Source organism: Novosphingobium sp. ERN07 (assembly GCF_012641335.1).
Classification (GTDB): domain Bacteria; phylum Pseudomonadota; class Alphaproteobacteria; order Sphingomonadales; family Sphingomonadaceae; genus Novosphingobium.
On sequence record NZ_JABAID010000004.1, the window covers coordinates 26,989 to 45,218 of the forward strand.

Sequence of the window (18,230 nt, forward strand, 5' to 3'; positions counted from 1 at the left end):
CGCGGACGCAAAACTCCTCTTCTCGGCCCCGCGCTTTCACGCAAAGCCGACTCATCCCCCGTGGATGCGACTGGAGTTCGTCCCGATGAGCCATATTACTAACGCGGGAGTGTGCGGGCGAAAAGGGGAAAATGCGGGATTTTGCGGACTAGTTATGATTCCGTAGCATTTTTTCTATTCCTTATCGGATCAGTAACCATAGTCTGCCGCAAATAGTGGCACGCAAAAGCCTTGGAATCGCGATGTCTTGGATTGGAAGCATGTGTATGGCTGCCATTCTGCCCGCAGTTTCCCGCAAGCGCGCCAGATCAATCGGCCGCAGCTTCGTCAAACAGGCGACGAAGCGCTGAAATCCGGGCGCCACCGTTGGCTGCGCGCTCCAGCAGCGCGGCGTCGGCAACCAGGACAGCCCGCCCTTTCCCCACCTGACACCGCGCGATCAGGCCATTCTGGCCGATCAGACAGGCTGCATCGTGCCCGCCAGCAACAAGGCCGAATTCGCCCGAAAGGTTGACCGGGACATGCTCGCCCGCACTTTCCCGCTCACCAGAAGGCTGCGCATCATCAAAGCGCAGTTGCAGCCCCCATCGCGCGAGTATCGGTGAGATCAGCACCACATCCTGCGGTCTGCGACGGTCACCCAGCGGAAACGCGCTTTCTTCGGTAAGCATCGGATCAGCAAAGAGCAGCAGCCTGCCGCCACCGCGCAACCATGCGTCCAGCGCAACGTTTTCGTCCGGTGCCAACGGGCGCGGCTGGGCCACCATCAGCACATCAATGTGAGCAAGGTCGAGAAGCGTATCAAGCGGGACCACCGTGCCGCGATCTTCCAGCACGGCCCGCGCCCAATGCGGCTGGTCTTTGGCATCAAGAAGTTCATCAAGAGCCGCCGCTTCATTCCACAGGATCGGCAGACTGGTAAATAACCCGATACGCCGATCAGGCTGCGCGAAGGGTGAACTCGCCCGCCACGATACAATCGCAACCAGCACAGCAACGACGGCCAGAACACACCACAACGCCTTCCGGCGAGCCAAGCGCATCAAGGCTGCGGCGCGCGAACCGTGGGCGCAGGCGTGGGTGGCGGCGCGGGGGATATCGCCACAGTTGGCTTTTCGCCGGTCGTCACGGGAAGTTGCGGGGCAACACCCATATCAGCAAGCGGGTCTTTTGCCGAAGTCTCGCTCGCCTCGATCACCGGCGCGCCGGTATTCACCGCGCTGGCATCGATGAACTTGGCACGGTCCATGATGACGTTGGCAAGGCTGACCAGCAACAGCATCCCGGCCAGACCGAACATGCCCACCTGCAATCGATGCACCGCCTGCGCCCGCAGTTCACGCCGCCCGGGCGGAACATAGGCCAGCATACTGACTGTCGCAGCATGTTCGGCAGCCACCTGCTCCGCCACGATATTGGCGGGAGCCTTGCTTGCCGATCGGGAGCCAAAAAGCGCCATAACGAGCCTTTTAGCGCATTACTCCAGCCAAGGGAACACCGGCAGTCCCTTCACCCTCAACCATTCGGCATTGTAGAGCGAAGACAGGTAACGAAAGCCGGTATCGCACAGGATGGTGACCACGCGGCTGCCTGGCCCAAGGCGCTTTGCCAGCGCCACAGCCCCTGCCACGTTGATGCCGCTCGACAGGCCAAGGCACAGCCCTTCATCAGCGAGCAGACGCTCAACCCAGTACAGGCCTTCCTCGTCAGAGATGCGGAACTGCGTGTCGATCGGCGCGCCATCGAGGTTGGCAGTAATCCGCCCTTGCCCGATGCCTTCGGCCACCGAAGAGCCTTCGGCCTTCAGTTCGCCATTGGCGTAGTAGTTGTAGAGCGCGGCCCCGTGCGGATCGGTCAGCGCGATGGTGATGTTCTCATCAAAAGCCTTGAGGCCAAGGCCCACGCCCGCGATGGTGCCACCGGTGCCGGCAGCGCAGGTAAACCCGTCGATGCGGTGCTCCATCTGCTCCCAGATTTCGGGCGCGGTGCTTTCGATATGGGCGCGACGGTTGGCGATATTGTCGAACTGATTGGCCCAGACCGCGCCTTCGGTCTCCTCGGCAATACGGCGCGAGGTGTGGACGAAGTGGCCTGGGTTCGAAAACGGCGCAGCAGGCACCAGCACGAGTTCTGCCCTCAGCGCGCGCAGGGTGTCCATCTTTTCGCGCGATTGCGTTTCGGGCATCACGATGACCGACTTGTATCCGCGCGCATTGGCCATCAGCGCAAGGCCGATGCCGGTGTTGCCCGCCGTGCCTTCAACAATGGTGCCACCGGGCTGCAATACCCCGCGTTCCTCGGCATCGCGCACGATCCACAGCGCGGCCCGGTCTTTCACCGAAGCGCCGGGATTGGCAAATTCGCACTTGCCATAGATTTCGGCGCCTGCAGCCTCGCTCGGCCCTTTCAACAGGACGAGCGGCGTGTTGCCGATGAGGGAAATAGTATCGGGTGCAATCGCTGGAGCCATCATGGAGCCGGAGGTAGGGGCAGTTTCAGCAATTGCCAACGAATTTGCGCTTGCCCGGCAAAAAGCCCGATTACTCGCGCCCAGCCCGGATGGCGGCACCACCTGCGAAGGGTGCCACCGCCAGCGCCACAAGGCTGCACGCTGCCAGCAAGGCCAGCCCACCTTCCCCGCCAGGCTGCAACGATCCCGCACCGAATATCAGCAGCGGCACCGCCAGCGGGATAGCCAGTAATCCGCCAAGTGCCGCGCCTGCGCGCATTCCCGCTGTCAGGGCCGCAATAGTAACGCCTATCGCCGCCAGCCCTGGCGTGCCGAGCAACAGCCCTACCTCAACCGTCCACAACTGCTGCGCATTAAGCGAGAGCAGTCCTGCCGAAATCGGCGCAGCCAGCATCAACGGCACACCAAAGCTCAACCAATGGGCAACGATGCGCACCATCAGCAGCGCCTCTTCCGAAATTCCGCGCAAGGCCCACTGGTCGAACAGCCCCGCTTCCACATCGGGTTCGACCAGCCGGTCCAACGGCAGGATCGCGGCAAGCAACGCCGCCACCCAGATCACGCCTGCCCCGGTTCGCGCCAACAAGCGCGCATCAGGCCCCACGGCAAACGGAAACAGCATTGCCACGGCAAGGAAGAACAGCAGCGGCAACACCGCCCCACCCCGCCCTTGCGCGCCCCGCGTGAGCAGTGCGAGATCGCGGGTAAAAATCGGCCAAAGACGCCGCATCATACCTGAAAATCCAGCAGTTCGATCACGCTCACACCATCGAGCGACAAAGGCTGGTGCGAAGCGATGACCACCGCGCCGCCATCGCGGCAGTGCGCGTGAATAGCCGCCTGCGCCTTGCAGGACCAATAGGCGTCAAGCCCGTTCAGTGGCTCATCCAGCAGCCAGATCGGCGCGGCACTGGCCGCCACGCGCGCCAGAGCTGCGCGTTTGCGCTGGCCGGTCGAAAGGTAACGCACCGGCACGTCGAGCAGATCGGCAAGTCCGAAATCAGCCGTTTCGCGTTCTACCCGGTCGATCCGGTGCCAGAATGCAAGCGCCTTTCCGAGTGGTTCATGACCGTCAAGCGCCAGTCGCTCATCGGCCAGCGCCACTGCGCCAGTGCGCTCCACTGTTCCGGCATAGGGGCGCAGCAGGCCCGCCAGAATGCGGATGAGGCTGGATTTGCCGATCCCGTTCGGCCCCGCCAGATGCACGATGCCGCCACGTCCCAGCCCCAGCGACAGACCCCGGAACAAAATCCGGTCCCCGCGCCTGCAGGCAACATCCGTGGCGACGAGACCGCACTCTTGCATGGGGCAACCCGATAGGGGAAAGCGCAGGGCCTGCCAAGGATGCCAAGGGACAAGGAATGGCGATAACCGCCTGAGAGCCTGATCCAGAAATCCTCCGGCGGAGCGTTGGCGAGCGATGGAGGAACTTCTATAGCCGCTATTTGCCCATTGGCTTTGCCGACCCCCGCATCTGCTTGCGCAACGCACCCGGCATCCATCGCGCAGCAAAAGCCAGCTTGCGCGCGGTCTTGCCCACTACCGTGTGCAACCGATCCCCATGCACTGCCGCCCATGCGGCCTCGGCCACATCGCTTACCGGCGTGAGTTCCAGCCCCGCGCCAAGCACGCGGGTGCGGATATCTTCGTTGCTGGCCCTGTTTGGCGCATGATCTAGCAGCGGGGTTTCGATGAAGCTGGGCATCAGATCGCGCACCGCGATTCCGTCCTCGGCCCATTCGCCATCAAGCGATTCTGTAATGGCGCGCACGCCGAACTTGGTGGCAGAATAGACCGATGCTCCGGGCGATCCGTATATCCCTGCCGCGCTGGCGGTGTTGAGCAGGCACGATCCCGGCGCGCTGCCCTTCAGCCACGGATGCGCCGCCTGCGCACCAAAGATCACGCCCTTCAGGTTTATGTCGAGCGTGCGTTCGATTTCCTCAGGTGTCAGATCGACAATCGCGCCGCCAATCGGAATGCCCGCGTTGTTGAACACAACGTCGATCCGCCCGCCAGAAGCCTTGGCGCAATCGGCCAGGGCCTGATCCCATGCTGCGCGTTCGCGCACATCGAGCCTGTGGCAGGAACTTTGCCCGATGGGCAACAACGCGGCGGTTTCCGCCATGCCCGCTTCGTTCACATCGGCCAGCCCCACGAACCAGCCGCCCTGTGCAAAGCGCTGTGCCACCGCGCGCCCGATTCCCGATGCGCCGCCGGTGATGAAGATCGTTTTCCCAGCCACTGGCACCTCCTGCTCACATCATTGTCAGCAGAAGAGATTGCAGATTCCGTGCGAAGTGCATAGCGACTTGTGCCCTGCGCGCTGCCGTGCAACGCCCGGAATTGCCCGACATGCGAAACTCTGCGATCCACGGCGCCGTCTATGACGGACAACACACAGCATCGCGATTTTTTCCACAGTTTGCGACGAACCGAGGTGAACGGAGATTGCGACAGGATGAACGGAGTCGGACGGGACTCCCCGAATCCGCCGAAATCTCTAGTCATGCTGCACATGCTAAAGAACGTGGTCGCCGCTCTCATCGCACTGGTTTCCTTCGCCGCGCTGCCCTCTGCAGCTCATGCCCGGCTGCAGTGCGTAACTTATGCCCGTCAGGTTTCCGACGTGCGGATCAGCGGCAATGCGCGTGACTGGTGGGGCAATGCCGAAGGACGTTACCAGCGCGGTGAAGAGCCGAAGCCGGGTGCGGTTCTGGCATTTAGCGGCACGCGCGCAATGCCTTATGGCCACGTGGCCGTCGTCCGCAAGATCGTCGATGATCGTCACATCCTGATCGATCACGCCAACTGGTCGCGCCCCGGCATGGTGGAACGCGGCGTTGTGGCCGTAGACGTTTCGGCTGCCGGTGATTGGAGCGAAGTCCGCGTCTGGTACGCCCCTACCAAGTCGGTCGGCCTGCGCGCCAGCCCGGCAAAAGGCTTCATCTATCCCAACACGATGACCGCAAAGGTCGAAGCCCTTACACCCGCCAAGGGGTAAAAAGGGCCTGCGGTCAGCCGTTCGCTACGCGGCTTATGCCGCTGGCTTGCGCATTCACGTCGGGTTTCAGCAGGCTCCGCGCTTCCGATGCGGGCATGGCCTGCCAGAACAGATGGCCCTGAATCATCTGGCATCCTGCAGCTTGAACCAGCGCCCGCTGCATCGGCGTTTCAACGCCTTCAGCCACGACCTTCATTCGCAGCGTATGCCCCAGCGAAACGATTGCGCGCAGAATCGAGTGCGCATCGAGATCCGCTTCGATGTTCTGCACGAACGACCGGTCAATCTTGATCCGATCAAACTGGAACGAGCGCAGATAGCTCAGTGAGGAATAGCCGATACCGAAATCGTCCAGCGCGATGCGGAAGCCACGGTATTTCAGGCCTTTGAGCACTTCGACAACATGCTCGCTGCGATCCAGCATGACGCCTTCAGTCACTTCAAGAACGTAGTGTCGCGGATCGGCCCCGGTTTCACGCAGCAGATCGTCGATCATCTGCAGGAAATTGCTGGCCATGATCTGCAGCGGCGAAAGGTTGACCGAGACGTCGCAGCCCTGCCAATCTTGGCATTCGGTAAAGACGCGGCGCAGCACCCATTCGCCGAGCGGAATCATAAGGCCTGCCTGCTCTGCCACGGGCACAAACAGACCCGGACGGATGGGTCCGCGTTCTGGATGGGGCCAGCGCAACAACGCTTCGAAGCCTTCGATCGCACCGTCCGCCGCATTGACGATGGGCTGATAGGCAAGCGTCAGTTCGTCACGGGCGATGGCGCGGCGCAGTTCCATCTCCATTTCGCGGCGCAGTTTGACCGATGCGTCCATATCGCGCGTGAAGCGGCGATAGCGCGCACGGCCGCGCTGCTTGGCGCGATAGAGCGCGATGTCTGCACGGCGCAGCAGTTCTCCAGGATCTTCGCTCTGTTCAGGCCCCCAACTGATCCCGCACGAAAGGCTGACTTCAAGGCTGTGGCCGGAGATGACAAACGGTTCGCGAGCGATGGCCATGATCTGACGGCCGAGCATGTCGGCCGAGGCGCGTCCGCCAGTGCTGCGGCGCATCAGCACAAATTCATCGCCCCCGAAACGCGAAAGGAAATCGCCCGCCGGTAGCGACCGACGCAAGCGAAGCGCGACCTGCCGCACCAGTTCGTCGCCCACATGATGGCCAAGCGTGTCATTGACCACCTTGAACCGATCAATATCGACATAAGCGACAAAGACGTCGCCAAGCTCGCGACGGGCAACGCATGTTGCCAGTTCCTGCCGCAACCGCTGCATGAAGTGCGCCCGGTTGGGCAGGCCCGACATGGCATCATGCATCGCGTTGTGCTGTGCCTGCGCTTCGCTCGCCATCAGTTCGCTAGTGGTCCGGCGCATTCGGCGCACGATGATCGCCCCGCCCGCAACCACGCCGACGAAGAACAGGATATAGATCGCCAGCAAAGGCGCTGTCTGGCGCAGGATGGCTGGCCCCGGTGGCTTGGAACGCCATGACAGCCAGCCCACCGTGCCGCCGCGCATGTCGGTGAGCGCAAGATCGTTGCGCGCGGATGCAGTATCAGGAACGTGGCCGAAGCGCACATCATCAAGCAGTAGCGACGATTGCAAGTCAGCCAGAATATGCTGGTCGAGAAAGCGAACTACGACGAGGTAATCGGGTGCGCCCTTCAAAAGCGATGGCGTAACGTCGGGCAGGACGGGCGCGACAGCGATAATGGTAGGCTGCCCACCAAAGCTTATGAGCGCAGAAGCGCCCTGCGATATCGGCAAACCCTTTGAATCATAGGGCCACATCACCTCGCCATGCTTGCGCCATTCCTTGACTTTGCCACCCGGCGAGGTCGTGCGCATTGATGTGGTGATGAGATCGCGGACAGTGCGCTCGATCTGATCATAGCGACAATCGCCAGTAAGCTTTGGCCCTTGCCAGCACCGCACAAGGTTGCCCGCATAGCGCACATGGTAGATGCGATCGATGCGATGGCTGCCCCAGAAATAGCCTGCAATGAAGTTGCGCGCCCAACTTTCAGCGCCGGGCGCATTGAGCCGGACGACGGCATCGTCCCACACGAGCTGCAATTTGGCCGCTTCGAGGATCTGCCTTTCGCTGCGTTCCACGAACCGATGCGCCAATCGACGCTCCTCGGCGCGGGCGAACCGATCAGCGATATCGGTCGAGTTGCGGAAAGCAGCGACCAGTGCAGCGGTAAGGGCCAACAGGGCAAGAAAAGTCGCCACGACAATCCAGCCGACATTGGCTGCGCCGGTATCGTGCCGTTTCCCGGCGCTGGCAACGGGTCCCTTCCCCATAATTCTTGGGTTACCAAGCGGTTGCAAAGAAATGGTTATCAAAGACTACGCGCCGCAATCTCTTTCATCGAAAGGCTTGCTTCATCTCTGACTCCAGCGTCGGAACCGTCCTCAGCTTCGCGGATTGATCGCACGACGGGATGCTGGAATTTGCGGAGATCCGAAATGCTGTTGACCATCGCGCTCATTCTCTTCGTCCTCTGGGCGCTTGGCGTCTTTGCCTTCAAGGTAACCGCGGGCGTGATCCATCTGGTGCTGATCGCTGCGCTAGTTGTGGGACTGGTTCAGCTGTTCCGGGGTCGCAGGGTCTGACGGAATATGGCCTGAGGGAATCTGGCAAGCCATGTGGGTTGCAGTCTGCAACGCACGTGCCTAGCTTTCTGTTTAGATAGCGTCGCTGGCGACCTTGGGAGATCAGACATGCGTGAACGATTGCAGCACTATATCGATGGCAAATGGGTCGATAGCGAAGGTGGCAAGCGCCACGAGGTGATCAACCCGGCCACAGAAGAAGCCGTTTGCGCGATAGCGCTAGGTACGCAGGCCGATGTTGATAAAGCGGTTGCCGCCGCCCAGCGCGCTTTCAAGACATTCAGCAAAACATCGCGCGAAGAGCGTCTGGCCTTGCTGGACCGGATCGTGGCCGAATACAAAAAGCGCGCACCTGATCTTGCCGTGGCAATGGCCGAAGAAATGGGCGCGCCGGTGAGCTTTGCCGGAACCGCACAGGTTGGCGCCGGCATCGGCGGCTTCCTTGGCACGATGGCCGCGCTCAAGAACTTTGACTTTACGGAAAACAACGGTTCCTACACCGTGGCTTACGAGCCGATTGGCGTGGTTGGCATGATCACGCCGTGGAACTGGCCGTTGAACCAGATCGCGCTGAAAGTTGCCCCAGCACTGGCCGGAGGCAATACGATGATCCTCAAACCATCAGAGGAATGCCCGACAAACGCCGCGATCTTTGCCGAAATCCTTGATGCGGCGGGCGTCCCGCCGGGCGTTTTCAACCTTGTCCAGGGCGATGGGCCGGGCGTTGGCACCGCGATCAGTTCGCACCCCGACGTCGATATGGTCAGCTTCACCGGATCAACCCGCGCAGGCATCCTTGTGGCCAAAGCTGCGGCGGACACCGTCAAGCGCGTGCATCAGGAACTGGGCGGAAAATCACCCAACGTGGTGCTGCCGGATGCCGACTTCGCCAAATATCTGCCGTCCACCGCGTCAGGCCCGCTGGTCAACACTGGCCAGTCGTGCATCTCACCCACGCGCATTCTGGTGCCCAAGGAGCGGGAGGCCGAAGCCGCCGCTTTCGTATCTGCCATGTATTCGGCAACACCGGTGGGCGATCCCTTGCAGGAAGGCCAGCATCTTGGCCCCGTGGTGAACAAGGCCCAGTTTGAGAAAATTCGCGGCCTGATTCAGTCCGCTATCGATGAAGGCGCAAAGCTCGAAACCGGTGGGCCGGACCTGCCATCCAACGTCAACCGCGGCTACTACATCAAGCCCACCGTGTTTTCAGGCGTAACGCCGGACATGCGCATCGCGCAGGAGGAAATTTTCGGGCCGGTCGCCACGATCATGGCCTATGACAGCCTCGATCAGGCCATCGAGATCGCCAACGACACCGCCTATGGCCTTTCCGCCTGCATCACCGGCGATCCGGCAAAGGCTGCAGAAGTGGCTCCGGCACTACGCGCGGGCATGGTGGCAATCAACAACTGGGGACCGACGCCGGGCGCACCGTTCGGCGGATACAAGCAATCGGGCAATGGCCGTGAAGGCGGGCTATATGGCCTGAAGGACTTCATGGAGATGAAGGCTATCAGCGGCCTACCTGCCTAAAACCGCCGCGTGGAAACAAGGATAGGGCCGCTCCCATGCCGGAGCGGCCCTTTTCGTTGCGCGCCCGCGCGGTCGCCAGCGCGCGCGGGTAGACTTCGCCCAGCAGACGCTCAAACGTCTGCCTCCATTCAAAACGTCCTGCCACATGATCGCGCGCCGCCTCAGCCATCGTTGCACGCGGTCCTTGCCATATCTGCGCAACCGCTGTCGCCATTGCCACGGTATCGTCAACCTCGACCAGCACCCCGGTGCCCGGTACGACCCGCTCGCGCATGGCACCCAATGCGACACCGACCACCGGCAACCCGCTCGCCTGCGCCTCGACGATCGATATGCCGAACGTCTCATCAGCCATTGCCGAGACATAGATGTCGGCCGATGCCAGCGCGCGCGCCAGTTCCTGCCGGTCGGCCATAAAGCCCGGAAAGGCGACCTGCAGCCCCTTCGCTTCTGCCATAAGGGCATCGCGCAGCTTGCCGTCCCCGATCATCACCAGCGCCGCATCAAGATCACGCGGAAGCTGGCGGAACATGGTGAGCACGCGGTCGGCACGCTTTTCGTTGTCGATACGTCCTGCGTAGACCAGCAATGGACCCCGCGCTGTCAGTCCCAGTTCCTGGCGGAACGCCGCATCCCGCCGTTCGGGATGGAACAGCGCGGTATCGACGCCCAGCGCCAGCACATCGACATGATCCACGCGATATCCGCGCAAGACATCGGCCATCATCGCGCTGAGCGTATAGACCCGATCAAATTCGCGATACGTCACTTCGGCATAGCCCGTCGCCAGTCTCCGCAGCCCGCGCCCGACGAACTCCCCGAAAAGTTCAGAGCCAACGCGGTGGACATGCGCATTGGGAAAATCGGTATGATACCCGGCCACCAGCGCCGTGTGCGGAAAGGCGCGGCGATGGTTGATTGCGGTCCAGGGCAGAACCCACGGGCACTGAGATTCGATCAGATCGGGCAGGAAGCGCTTCAATACATCGCGCACGATCCGGGTGCGCATGATGAACCGATAGTTTGGGCTGCCGCGAACCTGTTCGGCCCCCACCTCAACCCAGATATGCCGCCCGTCCTCTACGATACGATCCTCTGGCCCCGGCACGATCTGAAGCAGGCGGTGCGGCGTTTCATGGATCACATATCGGCGTTTTTCGCGCAGATATCTGCCAATCCCACCGCCGCCGTGCGGGGCGTAGCTTTGGGTGAGATCACAGATCAGCATGGGCGCAGCGGGCTTTGTCATACCCGCCGACAGGCCATGCCATCGTGTCAGTTTCAGGACGAGGTTAAGCCTGCGTGACAGCCGCCGCTCAATAATCCTTGCTGACGCGCAGGTTGAGGCTTTCGTCCCCGATGGTCGATACCGTTCCCAACAGAGCCAGCCAGCGCGTGATCCTGAATTCCACCGATGTGGCGTTATAGCCAGCGCCATCGGTAATCAGTTCGACGAACACCCGCCGTCCAAGGTATTTGCCCACGGCGATGCTGGTGCCCGATCCCACGGTTGGGTCTGCGCCGACGATCCGCAGCCGGTCCAGCCCGATGGCCGCCCTCAGCTTGTTGATCGGATCAAGCCCGCCGCCACCGCGCAGGCTGGCCAGCGCCGAGGCAAGCTGCACCGCTTCCGGCGCGGAAATCTGCGTGATCGAACTGCCAAACAGGATGCGGCTGAGCAGTTCTTCTTCAGGCAAGGCCGGGGTGGAAGAGAACGCAATGACCGGCTTGTTCCCGGTGCCGGTGATCGATATCTTGGCATTGATATTGTTGGCATCGCCTTCCGCCACGATATCAAGCTGCGGATCGACTGGCACTTCACCGGCAAAGCGGATGCGCCCACGCGTGAGCTCGAAGCGCTTGCCCGCAAATTCATAACCGCCGCGCACCAGGTCTGCCGTCCCGAATATCTGCGGCGCAGCGGTAGTGCCGCGCAGGCGGATGTCGGCACCCCATTCGCTGTCCAGCCCCAGCCCGCGCACATCGATGCGGTTCATGCCCGCCGCATCGATCATGAAACGCCACGGCGCTGCTGCAGCACGAGGTGGCGCGGCATCGGCAGGGGCATTGATCTCGCGCGTGGCAATCGTTGGCAGTTCAGTAACCGCCGCGGCCTGCCCCAGCGCCCAACGCGCCCGTTCGATCCGCACGCGCCCGGCTATGGTCCCGCCCACTCCATTGCTGACGATACGCAGTGGCCCGGTGATGGTAGCACCCATATCGTCACGGCTGATCATCTGCGCGTTCTGCGCCGATAGTTTCAGATCGATGGTCGGGCCATGCTCGGAAAGCTCGGCCAGCCCGATGGTGCCGCTGCCGGAAACGCGGCCGCCATTGGGCGTAACGCCGCTGAACCGCGCAAGCTGGAGCGAGGAATCGTTGAAAGTCCCGGCCATCGCCACATCGCGAATATCCGTGCCGGTCAGCGTGCTTTGCACCCTGAGGCCGGTGGACGAAACAGCACCGCGCAACACCGGTGCCGCTATGGTGCCGGTGATATCGGCCTTTACGCCGACCGGGCCGGTAAGATCGAATATCTCAACACCGGAAAGACGCCACAGCGCCTCTGCCGCACCGGAATAACGCAACTGCCCGGCGAGTTGCCCTGCTTCCAGACGCTCCATGAATGTACCGCCGCGCGGCAACCCACCGATGCGCGCCTGCAAGCGTCCGCGCACCGTGCCACCTTCACGAAAAACCGTGCGCATCTGCATGGCATCGGGATCAAGCCGCGCCAGCAACGCCACGTCCACAGGCCGCGATGTGAGCACTAGGCCAGAGCGCGAAAGCCCGCGCACCATCAGCGCCGCGTTGCCCGAAGGCGCGCCCTGCCCATCGTTGCTGTATTCGACGATGCCCGAAGCCGTGCCGCCAAGGCCAAGATCGGCCACCACGATATCGATCACCGATAGAGGCATCCGCGCCAGTTGCAGCCGCAACTGCGTTGGCCCGCCCATCATCCGCCCTTCGGCAATCACGATGCCCCGGCCGAACGTGATCTGCGTGGGCGCAAGCCGCCAGCCGCGATTTTCGCCTTCGCCTTCGCGCGTCATTACCGCACGGCGAGGCATCGAAACTTGCCGCCCAGCATATTCGCCAGAGACATAGGCGATGACCTGATCGGGTGAGAATGCCGCCGTGCCTTGCAGGTCAAAGCGCGTGCCTCTGCGCCCGGCGACCGACGCGGTAACCGAACCACTGCCGTCCTCCACATATGCCGCCGCCGCCAGCCGACCGATGAAGACTTTGCCCATGCCGATACCTTCGGCCAGCAGATTGCCTTCGACGGTCGAATGGCCATCCTTGATCAGCCCGCTGGCATCGATCCGCGCATTGCCGATGGACAAAGGCTGTGCGCCACCGAACTTAGCATTACGTGCGGTCACATCAGCATCAAAGCCCTGCCCGCCATCGCGTGGGGCAAGCTGGACCGTGCCATTCAACCCGCCCCCCGCCAGCGCGATCTGGCCCGAAACGCCATCGTCACCCAGCGTAACGCCGCCGGTCACATCGGTCTGCCAAACGCGGAAACGTTCGATATCCACGCGCGTCGGCTGTTTTGGCGGCATGAACAGGCCGAAGGTGCCGTTGAACGGGCCAAGTGCGGACTGGCCTTCAGTCTCAATGCGGAAACCATCGGCAATGGGGGCAAGCGCAACGCGCACGTCCTTCAACCCTGCAGCGGGGAGCGGACTGGCCAGCACCAGAACGGCATTCGGCCCCTCGGCCGTCATCGCCGCTTCAACCGTGAAGGCACCATATTCGGTATGTCTGCCGCTACCCTTCAACGAAGCAGCACCACCCGGTTGAACGCGACCATCCAGCGCCATCTGCAGCTTGGCCGAATTGATCGTGGCCTTGCGGAAAGTCACCGGCACACGCTCACCCAGTGCAAGCCCCCCGGCAAAGCGCACACCGCCGCCGGTCAGCGTTTGCAGCGTGGCATTGTCGATCCGCGACATCCGCCCCGCAAGGTTCGCCTGCAAGGTCCACGGCACGCCATTGCCGATCTTGAACAGGATCTTGGCCGTGCCATCCACCGCGCCGAGGTTTTCGACCGCGAAGCCGCGCGCCACCACCGGACCTGCCAGCGCATAACCGCCCCGCGCCATATCGCCCCGCAGCGAAAGCCGTGCGCCAAGACCCTTCATCGTCAGTGAGAGATCGTCCGACGTAAGGCGGCTGCCCTCGAACACCAGATCGCCGCCGATGCGCGCGCCGGGAAAGCGCGGGTCGATCATCGCATTACCTGTCACTACGCGCCGCGCTGTTACCGCCAGCGGCAGGATAAAGCACTTGCCATCCCAAGTGGCGGTTCCGGCACTTTGCAACCCTTGCGCGTCCAGCGTGCCGAGCTTCATCCGCGCCACGGCCACTTTGTGTTCAATCGTCAGATCATCGAACGCACCATCCAGCGTGGCGTCAATGTTGACGTCTGCCAGTTCAGGCGTCGCCAGCAAGCGCTGCGGCTGTGGCAGCGTCGCCATGATGCGCAGGGCATCGGCCCGGTTGTTCGCAAGGTCCAGTCCACCTGTGGCAGAGGCTTTGAACGCCGCGCCTGCGGTGCGGAAGGTTCCGTTGAAGGCATTGCCGGCAAAAGCGCCGTCAAAAAGTAGTGAGAGTGTTTCACCCACCGCCTGCCCCGGCGTGCCGGTCAGCAGCGCACCCGGCCATGCCTGCCCGGCAAGGCGATAGGTGCCTGATCGGTTGCCAAGCTGAAACGCCGCCAGCCTGCGCCCGTCTTGGGTGGCATAGGCAATACCGTCCCACTGCTGCCACCCGCCGCTGCCGAACACACGCGCCTTGATATCGGACTTTACGCCCGCCATCGCAGCAATCACGCCATCCTTGGGCGCATCGTAGACCAGCCGCAGATCGAACTTGTTGCGGTCAGGCTCACTGTCGAGCCGGAACACAATCTTGTCCTTGCCGCCGAACACGCCGTTCACATCGACAATGGCGTGGCCCCCACGAATATCGGCCTTGGCCAGAACGTCCACCCTGCGCTTCTGACCTGCCATCGCTTCGGATACGGTCAGGTTGTCGATAACCAGTTTGTCCACGCGGATGTCGAAATCCGGCAGGATCGGAGCGTTGGGATCTTCGCTGGGGCGCAGGCGCGGCGCACGGCGCAGCACGCCGCGATGTAGCGACAGCAGCCGCACGTCCAGCCCGGTCTTGAGCCAAGAAAGCGGTCGCCAATCCAGTTCCGCTTCGGGCACCGTCATGAAGATGCCCTCAGGATCGCTCACCCTGATATCGCGCAATTTGGCCGCGCCATAGATCGATCCATCGATGCGCCCGATCTCGATGCGCAGGCCGGAACCCGGCGTTATGGCGGCGATACGATCTGCAACCAGACGGTGGCCAAGCGAGGAATCCAGAACCACTAGCGCCGCCAGCACCAGCGCCACGCCCGCCACAGCGAGAATAACGATGCGCTTTGCCAGCCCGCGCACGATCACCGCCCCGCGCGAGCGGGCCGGTGCGGTTTCCGCAGCGGGCGGCAGTTCGTCGGCCATCAGAACGCTTGCCCCAGCGCCACGTAGACACCGATACGGCTGTCCCCCGGCGAGGGGTTGAGCGGCGTGCCCAGATCGATGCGGATCGGGCCGAAGTTCGTTTCATAGCGCAGGCCAATGCCCGCACCCACCTTGATATCGCGCAGGCGGGGCGTGCTTGTCGTATCGACCGCGCCCGCATCAACGAAGGGCACAAGGCTGACCGCGCCACCCAAAAGCCCGGTCTTGACGCGGGCTTCCAGCGAAAACTCGCTCAATGCACGACCTCCGCTGGGTTCCCCCGCCGTGTCGCGCGGGCCGATCAACTGGTAGCCATAGCCGCGCACCGACCCGCCGCCACCGGCATAGAACCGCCGTGACGGCGCGATATTGGTAATGTCGGTGCCAAGGATAGTGCCAAGCCGTACGCGCGATGCCACGACCAGCTTTTCGCCCACTGGCTGGTAGTAGCTGGCGTCAAACTGCATCTTGCCATAGCTCGACTTGGTGCCATCCTGTACGGAGATTTCCGGCGATGCTCGCAGCCCAACCCGGAAGCCGCGCTTTGGATCGAGCAGATCGTCGCTGCCGTCATATGCAACACGCATCGGCAAGGCGCCGATAAAATAGGTTTTGCGTGGTTGATTAGCGAGGATCGCCGCCGCATCGCGTTCTCCGGTGGCGAGAATCTCGATACCCGCTGCGAACACCCAAGGCTTCTGGAACAACAACGTCTGCTGCCGCTCCAGCCCGGCGGTAAAGGAAACCGTTCGCGCCTGAAACGCGCTGCTGACCTGCTTGCGCGCATAAAGATCGGCGTTGAGCACCAAATCGCGGGTGAGGAAATTGTTGCGGCGGAAGGTGATCCCCGCAAGCTGCTCCTGAGTGCCCGCCACGCCGCGCACGCGCACCATGCCTTCGGGCGGGAAGAAGTTGCGGTGTTCCCAGCTTGCTTCCAGACGGAAACCTTCGCCGCTGGAATAGCCGACCAGCCCTGCGATCGTCCGCAACGGCCCCGGCGTAAGCGCCACGTCCACATCGACTGTGCCCGGCGCGCCGTTCGCAGGCTTGGCCACCTCGCGCGCCTCGACCGTGACGGATGATACCAGACCCGTCGCAAGGATCGCCTGCCGCAAGTCGTCCACGTCTGAACGCTGATAAAGGTCGCCCGGATCGAAGCGTGCTATGCGCTGCAAATGCTTGCCGCTGAGGAAATCGTCGCGCGAGGAATTGACCTTGCCGAAAGCATAGACGCCTCCGGGCGTGACAGGCACAGTCAGATCGCCTTCGCGGCGTTCGTGATCGATCACCAGGTCGGGTTCACCCACCTTGGCAAAGGCATAGCCGGTTTCACCCAGCGCAGACTGCAGGTTCACGCGCTCTGCCACGATCCGGTCGGAATTGATCGCATCGCCGCTGTTCAGCTTGAACGCCCCGCGTAGGGCCGCAAAATCCTTGCCCGTCGCTTGAAGATCGCCAAAGGCCAGCGCGCCGAACTTGTACTGTGGCCCTGGTTGTACATCGAACCGGACGACGACCTTGCTTATGTCAATCGGCCCACGTTCCTCACCTTCGGCGCGCTGGCCAAGCCCGCCGAGCGACTGGAACACGCTGGCATCGTAATAGCCATAGACGCGCATGATCTCGGCAAGAAGATCGCGGTCAGTGCGCGCGCGGCGCACGATCTGCGCGAGATTGTCCTCATCGTCCCTGTAGGTCTTGAGGCTGGAAAGCCCGGCGAAACGCTCAACGATGGCGTCCTGATCGGCAATTGCCCCTTCCCCGCGGGGGAAGGCCACTTCCACCTGATCGCCCACCCGTTCCAGATCGGCATCGGCCAGACGCGGATTGGCCTCCGCTGCTTCCTGACCGGGTAGTGCCTCAACCGCAGCATCGGTGGTCTGTTCGGCCACATCGATATCGGGATCAGGAGAAAGCGGTTCTATTTCAGGTATTTCGCTGCCATCGGGCCAAGGGATGGTTATCCCCGGCAGTTCGGGCATTTCCACATCGGTGGCTATTTCACCGATTTCGGCCTCGGTCGGTGCACCGGTGCGGGCAGCGTCGGTATCCAGCGCCCAGGCATCAGAGTTTTGCAGCGCCGAATCAGGAATCAGCGCTTCAAGCTCCTGATCCGCATTCATCGATTGGGCAAATGCCTGCGTAGGCAGTGCCAGCGCCAGAACGGCAGCAATGATCCGGGTAAGCGACGATTCAGGTGTGAGCGTAGCGCCCTTGCGCGCCATGCACGCCGTCCTTGAGGCTTCCTGCAACACTGCTTTCCACGCCGCCACGTTCGTCCAGCGATGCAACGGCGCGTTCAATCGCAACGGCCTGTTCAGCAGGTTCGAACCGTTCCCAGCCATCACGGCCCAGTTTCTCCATAGGCCGGAAGCGGACCTTGTACTGCATCCGTTCGGACCCTTCGACCCAGTAGCCAAGGTAGACATAGGGCAGCCCGACGCGCGCGGCGCGCTGGATATGGTCGAGGATGATAAAAGTTCCAAGCCCGGCCCGCGTCTCGTGTTGTGGATCGTAGAAGCTGTAGATCATCGAGAGGCCGTCGCCCTGCTCGTCGGTCAGACAGGCTCCTACCAGTCTTCCCGGCGAGCCGTCTACGGTCGGCTCCCTGTATTCAATCACATAACTCTTGACGGGCGTGTGCTCCACCATGTCCGCGAAATCCATCTCGTCCATAGCGGCCATCCCCCCGCCGGGATGGCGCACGGCGAGGTAACGCTGCAACAGTTCGAATTGTTCCGGCGTTGACCACGGCTTGCAAACATTCACCACCAGATCGCGATTGCGCTTCCAGATGCGCTTCTGCGTGGACGAAGGTTTAAACGCTTCGGAGACGACTCGCACCGAAACGCAGGCGGTGCAATCGATGCAACTGGGGCGATAGGCCACCGTCTGGCTGCGGCGAAAGCCGATACGGCTCAGCGCGTCGTTCAGTTCGTCAGCGTTCTGGCCCTTCAGTTCGGTGAACACCTTCCTTTCGTTCCGCCCCGGCAGATAGGGGCACGGCGAAGGGCTGGTCACGAAGAAGCGGGGAAAGCGGACGGGCGCGGTCACGGCGTTGCGATTGCTCCTCAG

14 protein-coding genes are annotated in these 18,230 nt (G+C 62.4%); 3 read left to right on the forward strand and 11 right to left on the reverse strand.

Annotation, left to right across the window (positions count from 1 at the left end):
- Positions 1-308: 308 nt before the first annotated feature.
- From HGI47_RS07420 to HGI47_RS07445, 6 genes are all read right to left on the reverse strand, one after another.
- Positions 309-1,037, reverse strand: coding sequence for a DUF4350 domain-containing protein (locus HGI47_RS07420; RefSeq protein WP_168852200.1), 729 nt, complete (start codon positions 1,035-1,037; stop codon positions 309-311).
- 5 nt (positions 1,038-1,042) lie between these two features.
- Positions 1,043-1,459, reverse strand: coding sequence for a hypothetical protein (locus HGI47_RS07425; protein ID WP_240950066.1), 417 nt, complete (start codon positions 1,457-1,459; stop codon positions 1,043-1,045).
- A gap of 18 nt (positions 1,460-1,477) precedes the next feature.
- Entirely contained in the window at positions 1,478-2,473 is a 996-nt protein-coding gene (locus HGI47_RS07430) for a cysteine synthase A (RefSeq protein WP_168852201.1), read from the reverse strand.
- Between the two features lie 67 nt (positions 2,474-2,540).
- Positions 2,541-3,203, reverse strand: coding sequence for a heme exporter protein CcmB (gene ccmB / locus HGI47_RS07435; protein WP_168852202.1), 663 nt, complete (start codon positions 3,201-3,203; stop codon positions 2,541-2,543).
- A complete protein-coding gene (gene ccmA, locus HGI47_RS07440; RefSeq protein ID WP_168852203.1) occupies positions 3,200-3,775 on the reverse strand; it encodes a heme ABC exporter ATP-binding protein CcmA in 576 nt (191 codons plus the stop codon). Before ccmA ends, ccmB begins: the two co-directional genes overlap by 4 nt.
- A 136-nt stretch (positions 3,776-3,911) precedes the next feature.
- Entirely contained in the window at positions 3,912-4,715 is an 804-nt protein-coding gene (locus HGI47_RS07445; RefSeq protein WP_168852204.1) for an SDR family oxidoreductase, read from the reverse strand.
- A 273-nt stretch (positions 4,716-4,988) separates the two neighbouring features.
- Between HGI47_RS07445 and HGI47_RS07450 the strand changes: the two genes are divergently transcribed.
- Positions 4,989-5,474 (forward strand): CHAP domain-containing protein, encoded by a 486-nt coding sequence (locus HGI47_RS07450; RefSeq protein WP_168852357.1) that lies wholly within the window; start codon positions 4,989-4,991, stop codon positions 5,472-5,474.
- A 13-nt stretch (positions 5,475-5,487) separates the two neighbouring features.
- Here the strand turns inward: HGI47_RS07450 and HGI47_RS07455 are convergent, their stop codons facing one another.
- The gene (locus HGI47_RS07455) at positions 5,488-7,788 is read right to left on the reverse strand and encodes a bifunctional diguanylate cyclase/phosphodiesterase (RefSeq protein ID WP_168852205.1); all 2,301 of its coding nucleotides are present in this window, start codon (positions 7,786-7,788) and stop codon (positions 5,488-5,490) included.
- 165 nt (positions 7,789-7,953) lie between these two features.
- Between HGI47_RS07455 and HGI47_RS07460 the strand changes: the two genes are divergently transcribed.
- Positions 7,954-8,100, forward strand: coding sequence for a lmo0937 family membrane protein (locus tag HGI47_RS07460; RefSeq protein ID WP_168852206.1), 147 nt, complete (start codon positions 7,954-7,956; stop codon positions 8,098-8,100).
- 108 nt (positions 8,101-8,208) lie between these two features.
- On the forward strand, positions 8,209-9,633 hold the full coding sequence (locus HGI47_RS07465; protein ID WP_168852207.1) for an aldehyde dehydrogenase family protein: 1,425 nt from the start codon (positions 8,209-8,211) through the stop codon (positions 9,631-9,633).
- Here HGI47_RS07465 and HGI47_RS07470 read toward each other — a convergent pair.
- The 4 genes from HGI47_RS07470 to HGI47_RS07485 all read right to left on the reverse strand — a co-directional run bounded on the left by HGI47_RS07470 (position 9,614) and on the right by HGI47_RS07485 (position 18,209).
- Positions 9,614-10,882 carry a glycosyltransferase gene (locus HGI47_RS07470; protein ID WP_168852208.1) on the reverse strand — a complete coding sequence of 423 codons (1,269 nt, stop codon included), beginning with the start codon at positions 10,880-10,882 and terminating at the stop codon, positions 9,614-9,616. The genes HGI47_RS07465 and HGI47_RS07470 overlap by 20 nt on opposite strands.
- 67 nt (positions 10,883-10,949) lie before the next feature.
- On the reverse strand, positions 10,950-15,155 hold the full coding sequence (locus HGI47_RS07475; protein WP_168852209.1) for a translocation/assembly module TamB: 4,206 nt from the start codon (positions 15,153-15,155) through the stop codon (positions 10,950-10,952).
- Complete coding sequence (locus HGI47_RS07480; protein WP_240950067.1) at positions 15,155-17,380, reverse strand: autotransporter assembly complex family protein; 2,226 nt, start codon at positions 17,378-17,380, stop codon at positions 15,155-15,157. Before HGI47_RS07480 ends, HGI47_RS07475 begins: the two co-directional genes overlap by 1 nt.
- Positions 17,349-18,209 (reverse strand): arginyltransferase, encoded by an 861-nt coding sequence (locus HGI47_RS07485; RefSeq protein WP_168852210.1) that lies wholly within the window; start codon positions 18,207-18,209, stop codon positions 17,349-17,351. The genes HGI47_RS07480 and HGI47_RS07485 overlap by 32 nt, the downstream gene beginning before the upstream one ends.
- Positions 18,210-18,230: the final 21 nt, after the last annotated feature.

Bases quoted from the DNA above. Each gene is read 5' to 3' on its own strand.
- HGI47_RS07425 (WP_240950066.1), bottom strand. From the start codon at position 1,459: ATGGCGCTTTTTGGCTCCCGATCGGCAAGCAAGGCTCCCGCCAATATC.
- HGI47_RS07430 (WP_168852201.1), bottom strand. From the start codon at position 2,473: ATGATGGCTCCAGCGATTGCACCCGATACTATTTCCCTCATCGGCAAC.
- ccmB (WP_168852202.1), bottom strand. From the start codon at position 3,203: ATGATGCGGCGTCTTTGGCCGATTTTTACCCGCGATCTCGCACTGCTC.
- ccmA (WP_168852203.1), bottom strand. From the start codon at position 3,775: ATGCAAGAGTGCGGTCTCGTCGCCACGGATGTTGCCTGCAGGCGCGGG.
- HGI47_RS07450 (WP_168852357.1), top strand. From the start codon at position 4,989: ATGCTAAAGAACGTGGTCGCCGCTCTCATCGCACTGGTTTCCTTCGCC.
- HGI47_RS07455 (WP_168852205.1), bottom strand. From the start codon at position 7,788: ATGGGGAAGGGACCCGTTGCCAGCGCCGGGAAACGGCACGATACCGGC.
- HGI47_RS07460 (WP_168852206.1), top strand. From the start codon at position 7,954: ATGCTGTTGACCATCGCGCTCATTCTCTTCGTCCTCTGGGCGCTTGGC.
- HGI47_RS07465 (WP_168852207.1), top strand. From the start codon at position 8,209: ATGCGTGAACGATTGCAGCACTATATCGATGGCAAATGGGTCGATAGC.
- HGI47_RS07470 (WP_168852208.1), bottom strand. From the start codon at position 10,882: ATGACAAAGCCCGCTGCGCCCATGCTGATCTGTGATCTCACCCAAAGC.
- HGI47_RS07475 (WP_168852209.1), bottom strand. From the start codon at position 15,155: ATGGCCGACGAACTGCCGCCCGCTGCGGAAACCGCACCGGCCCGCTCG.
- HGI47_RS07480 (WP_240950067.1), bottom strand. From the start codon at position 17,380: ATGGCGCGCAAGGGCGCTACGCTCACACCTGAATCGTCGCTTACCCGG.